General features: G+C 74.9%; 2 protein-coding genes. Both read right to left on the bottom strand.

Going from position 1 to position 2048, the window contains the following annotated elements; genetic code table 11:
- Nucleotides 1–801: YcaO-like family protein (locus ACIQOV_RS39050; protein ID WP_401055597.1), on the bottom strand; the 801-nt coding region annotated here is incomplete at its 3' end.
- Nucleotides 791–2048: TfuA-like protein (locus ACIQOV_RS39045; protein ID WP_401055596.1), on the bottom strand; the 1258-nt coding region annotated here is incomplete at its 5' end. The genes ACIQOV_RS39045 and ACIQOV_RS39050, both read right to left, overlap by 11 nt.

Here is a 2048-nt window from a genome sequence, read left to right as displayed (position 1 = left end):
CGGGCTGTGGTGGCAGCCTCCCCCGGCGAACACCGCCGGCAGGTCCTCCGACCACAGGTAGGCCAGGCACACCGGCAGCCCGTACGGGCCTTCCACCAGGGCCAGTTCGAGCTCCATCCGTGCCCGCAGGACGCGCTCGACCACCTCGCGTCCCGCCGGATCGTCCACGGTGCCCGGCTCGATCCAGACCCGCAGCCGGCCGCCGGCCTGGATGTCGCGGTGCAGCACGTCGCGCTCGACCACCTCGTACAGGCCGTGCAACACCGCTTCCTCGCGGCTGTTCCCGCAGGCCAGCCCCGTACTGGTCGCCCGCAGCAGGTCCGGACTCCAGTCACCGCGCTGCGCTCGGCGGCGCACCAGGTCCACCGGCAGCAGCATGCCGGTGCCGCGCACCAGTCCCGTCGCCGGTGTCCAGTCCCACACCACCCGGGCGAGCGCCGCCTCGTCGACCGGGCCGTTGAGCGGCAGCGCCCCCACGGGGCAGTCGGGGGCGACGTCCACGGCCCGTCCGCGCACGGACACGGGCAGGGGCTGTTCGACGTGCCACAGCTCGATCGCCTCCATCACCGCAGACAGCCGGGCCAGGTCGTCGGTCAGCCCCTTGCCCTGCGACGCGCTCAGGGTCAGCGAGGCGGGCCGGATCGCCGTCCAGGTCGGCAAGCCGATCACATCCAGGTCCGTCAGCCGGGCCACCCGGGTGATCCCGTAGGACGGCAGGGCTCCGGACAGCGCGTTCCACGTCTCTTGCGGGGGCCGGGCCCGGACCGTGCCGGGCAGCTCGATCAGTTGGTCATCGCGCATGGGACTCCTTGCGCTCGTCGAGGTAGCCGGGCACCAGGGCCCTGGCCGCGTCCACCGCCCGTACCGCCGACCCCAGCCCGCGGGCGGACGCTTCGTCGTCCAGCCGGCTGTCGTCCACCTGCCAGGCCCGCGTCAGCAGGCCGCGGACGAGGTCGGCCCGCACCGCGCCGACCGGGAACCCCGGCCGTGCGCGGGCGGCGTCCCGGGCCGCGGCGTACCGGGCGACCGCGAGCCGGTCGGCCAGGGTCTCCCCGGCCAGCAGCCGGGCCACCACCCGCCCGTCACGCAGGTCCACCGGCGGGCGGAACACCCGGTGCGCGGGCAGGCCGCCGGCGTCGGCAAGCCGCTCCTCCAAGGGCCGGCCGTCGCCGGCCGCGCGCCGGGAGTGCTCCTGAAGGAAGGCGTGCCAGCGTGCGGGGAAGCGGGGGTCGAAGACCTGCTGGTAGACGGCCCGGTCGAGCGTCAGCAAGTCCAGACCGCCGACCCGCTGCCGGGCGTGGGCGTTGGCCCACTGCCGGAAGTAGGAGTTCTCCGCCACCACCGGCGCCACGGGCACCGGGGCGTCGTCCAGGGCCCGGTGGGCGGCGGCCAGGGCATCAGCCCGCTTCAGGTCCCCGAAGTGTCGGTCGGCGGCGCGCCGGCCCGCGAGCCAGTCGAGGAAGTCCACCGCGCCGGCCCGACGGCAGATCGCGCGGACGGCCGCCGCGGTGCGCTGCGGGTAGTACACCGCCCGGAAGCGCTCCAGCAGGGTCTCAGCGCGGGCCTGGTCCACGACACCCTCACGGAGGGCCAGCTCCAGCATGTGCCGGAGGTTGACCAGCGGAACGGTCAACGCCTGCCGCGGCCCGTCAGGGGCCTGCCCGACCGCGACCTCGTCGTCGCCGGTGATCTCACCGCGCACGTAGGCGCCGTAGACGGCCCCGACACCGACCATCCCGTACCGGGCCAGCTCGGCCGCCCGCAGAGCCCCGATGCTCGCCGCGCCGAACACCTCGATGCCGCGCCCCAGGACGGCCAGGACCTCCTTGTGGCGCAGGGCCGGGCTCTGGTGGAAGACCCCGTCGATCAGGACGATCCGGTCGCCGTCGGCGATCGAGTCAGTGAACAGGTCGCCGTGCCGGGCCGGAAAGTGCGTCCGGATGCGCGGGTGGTGCAGCAGGGGCTCGGACGGGCCGAGCGTCGGCCCGACGTACAGATGAATCATCAGATCCCCCAGGAGATAGGGCGGGGTGGCGGCCCACAGGCCC

The organism is Kitasatospora sp. NPDC091257 (assembly GCF_044757675.1).
In the GTDB taxonomy this organism is placed as follows: Bacteria; Actinomycetota; Actinomycetes; order Streptomycetales; family Streptomycetaceae; genus Kitasatospora; species Kitasatospora lactacystinica.
This window is presented reverse-complemented; position numbering and strand designations above follow the sequence as displayed.